Source organism: Bacillota bacterium, assembly GCA_013314855.1.
Lineage (GTDB): Bacteria > Bacillota > Clostridia > Acetivibrionales > DUMC01 > Ch48.
The window spans coordinates 1-3,202 of the sequence record JABUEW010000230.1; the positions used below are offsets into that span (position 1 = coordinate 1).

General features: G+C 42.8%; 5 protein-coding genes. All 5 read left to right on the plus strand.

Features of this window, described 5'->3' with window-relative positions; genetic code table 11:
- Positions 1-266: 266 nt before the first annotated feature.
- Positions 267-407: a hypothetical protein gene (locus tag HPY74_20550; GenBank protein NSW92997.1), complete on the plus strand. Its 141-nt coding sequence runs from the start codon at positions 267-269 to the stop codon at positions 405-407.
- Between the two features lie 105 nt (positions 408-512).
- A complete protein-coding gene (locus HPY74_20555) occupies positions 513-863 on the plus strand; it encodes an IS66 family insertion sequence element accessory protein TnpB (GenBank protein NSW92998.1) in 351 nt (116 codons plus the stop codon).
- Positions 863-1,213, plus strand: coding sequence for an IS66 family insertion sequence element accessory protein TnpB (gene tnpB / locus HPY74_20560; GenBank protein NSW92999.1), 351 nt, complete (start codon positions 863-865; stop codon positions 1,211-1,213). The genes HPY74_20555 and tnpB overlap by 1 nt, the downstream gene beginning before the upstream one ends.
- Before the next feature lie 75 nt (positions 1,214-1,288).
- On the plus strand, positions 1,289-2,890 hold the full coding sequence (locus HPY74_20565; protein ID NSW93000.1) for an IS66 family transposase: 1,602 nt from the start codon (positions 1,289-1,291) through the stop codon (positions 2,888-2,890).
- Complete coding sequence (locus tag HPY74_20570) at positions 2,890-3,174, plus strand: hypothetical protein (GenBank protein NSW93001.1); 285 nt, start codon at positions 2,890-2,892, stop codon at positions 3,172-3,174. Before HPY74_20565 ends, HPY74_20570 begins: the two co-directional genes overlap by 1 nt.
- Positions 3,175-3,202 lie beyond the last annotated feature (28 nt).

The window sequence follows — 3,202 nt, forward strand, 5'->3', positions numbered from 1 at the left end:
GAGTTTGGGGCGTGCGCGCCACATCTTTTCGCCAACCGAGTCGATAGTCGCATTAGCCGACCCAGAGGGTGCCCCGGCATGAGCGGCTACCTGTAGGCTCAAAGACGTCGGCAATACATATCCGTTAAATGAAATTGGTCGCAGGTAACGCCGCGCCGTCCTGGCGCGAATTGAGTAGCCACATTTAGAAACCTTAATTATTGTTCGTTTTAGTGTAACTGTGTAAATATTTGGGATATTAAAAAAATTAGGTAAGGAACGAAAATATGATAAATTCTAAGAACGGTCTACCAATAGAAGAAGGCTGGTTTAAGTTAAGTTATGAATACGAAAAATGGAGAATGAAATATATTGACCTTGAAAACTATATGGAAGGTAACGTATTTCATTACGTAAGCGTCAAATAAACCGTCACATAGAATAGCAACCATTAAGATAGTACAATCACAATAAATATGGTTATAAAAGTTGAAAAAGATTGCAAACTTTTTCAACCAAAATGGAGTGGTTGTATGGAAATACAAAAAGTCACAGCAGAGTACCGGCTATCACGGTGGATGCAAGTGATACAGGAACAGCAATGTAGCGGACAGAGCATTAAGGATTTCTGCCAGGAGAAAGGAATAAACAAACAAGCATACTATTACTGGCAGCGGAAGTTGCGAAAGGCTGCCTGCATGGAGCTTTCAAAACTGAAAGAAGAGCCCGTGAACTGTGTTCCCAAAGGGTGGATGCAACTTGCCCAAAGTCAAGAAATAAAATCAACGCTGGATATTGAAGTCGGCGGTTGTCGCATAACCGTGGATGCTGGAACGGATCCTGAACTTATTAAAAAAGTCTGCCACATATTGAGGGCACTGTAATGAGATGGAGTGACAAACCCGTATACATATGCTGCGGGCATACCGATATGAGAAAATCTATCAATGGACTGATGACGCTTGTTAAAGACAGCTTTTCCCTCGATCCGTTTTCAGAAGCGTTGTTTGTATTCTGCAACCGGAATCGGAACAGAATAAAAATCCTGGAATGGGACGGCGATGGATTCTGGCTGTATTTCAAGCGTCTGGAGCGCGGACATTTCCGCTGGCCGGTAAAGGGGGATGTTGCCACCCTGGTTCTTGAAACCAAAGAATTATCCTATCTGATTGAAGGTGCGAAACTGGAGAAAAAACTCAAAAGAGAAGAAGTATTCGAGCGGCAAATCTCTTGAAAAAAACGATTCGCAATAGTGCTGAAAACCGCATGAATACTGGATTTATGGCAATTTTTCTGGTATAATATTCTTATGAAAACAAAAGAGAACTCAGCAGAAAAACTGCTTGGAATAATTGAAGAAAAGGACCGGAAAATTGCTGAATTGGAGCAGCAGGTACAATGGTTTATGTCGCAGATACGCCTTGCAAAGCATAAACAATTTGGCGCATCCAGTGAACAGACAGACGACCTTCAGTTATTAGTATTCAATGAGGCCGAAGCAAGCGCTGATACGAGCATGCCAGAACCGAAGCTTAGCGAGGTAAAGGCACATTATCGTAAACGCACACGCCTTACTACGGACAAATTGCCGAAGGATTTGCCTATTGAGGTAATTGAACACGAGCTTTGTGCAGAAGATTGTATTTGCCCAAATTGTAGAGGTGAATTACATACGATGGGCAGGGAAATCCGCGAAGAATTAAAAGTCATTCCTGCCAAAGCAATCGTTGTACGGCACGTACGGCATATTTACGCCTGCCGTAATTGTGAAGGAAATGCCGAGCATGTTCCTATCGTTAAAGCAGATATGCCGGAACCTGTCATAAAAGGCGGGTTTGCCTCCCCCGAGACAATTGCCCATATAGCGGTACAAAAATTCATGATGGCCTCTCCTCTGTACCGGCAGGAGCAAGAATGGAAGCAAAATGGCATCCTGCTTTCCCGACAGACCATGTCAAACTGGCTGCTTAAAGCTAGCGAAGACTGGCTGGAACCCATATATGAAGAAATGAAACGCCGATTATGTGAGCATAAAGTGCTTCACGCAGACGAAACCACCTTACAGGTGTTGAAGGAACCGGGGAAGGCGGCACAGTCAAAGAGTTACATGTGGTTGTACCGCACCAGCGGAGATACAAAACACCAGCTTGTAATTTATGACTACCAGCCCAACAGAAAGCATATACATCCTGAAAAATTCTTAAAAGATTTCAAAGGATACCTTCACGCAGACGGATATGACGGCTATCACAAGCTTCCAGAAAACATAATCGTTGTAGGCTGTCTAGCGCATCTTAGGCGGAAGTTTTTTGATGCCTTGAAAACCTTACCTAAGGAGAAACAACGGGAATCCAATGCAGCAAAGGGAGTTGCCTATTGCGACAAACTGTTCCACCTTGAAAAACAGTTTGCTTCCCTTACCCCGGATAACCGCCTTAAGGAGCGTAAACGCCTATCAAGTCCTTTGTTTGATGAATTTTACAATTGGATTTATGGGCTTGCTGCTTTGCCTAATACTCTTCTTGGTAAGGCGGTGTATTATGCCAAGTCCCAACGAAAATATCTTGAGAGATATCTGCTGGACGGACGTCTTGAAATTTCGAACAACCGTGCGGAACGCAGTATTAAACCCTTTGTAATCGGTCGAAAGAACTGGCTCTTTGCTAACACGCCAAACGGTGCCAGAGCCAGTGCCATTTATTACAGCTTGATTGTGAGTGCAAGAGAAAATGGCTTAAATCCATTTGAATATTTAACATGGATTTTTACAAATGCCCCTAACTTAGGAAAAGCGGGTTACGTATCTGAAATAAAAGACTTTTTACCTGGTAGTGCAGCTTTGCCGGAGAAAGTATTCACCCCGCAGCTCGGTAACACCAGTACGGAACAATATGCGTGGGAGGAAGACTGATGAAGGTTGGAAAACATACTGCGTTTATGATAGATTTTATCTCCGATTTTGCTGACGGAAAAATATCAAGATATTTCTTCGAAATGGATTATACAGGCTATGTTATTGAGCATTTTCCAAAGATGAAAAGGGAGAACGCTCGTTTAGCGCAAAAATTCGTCAGCACTGTCGATGATGTCATTGAATATGTTCAAGCTAACAACATATCTGATGATGATTTTAGGATAATGGTTAACAATGCTCTTTGTGATCTTCTTGGAATAGACGAGCCCGACTTAATGTAGCTCACGTCAGAATGTCTTTGACGCTTAC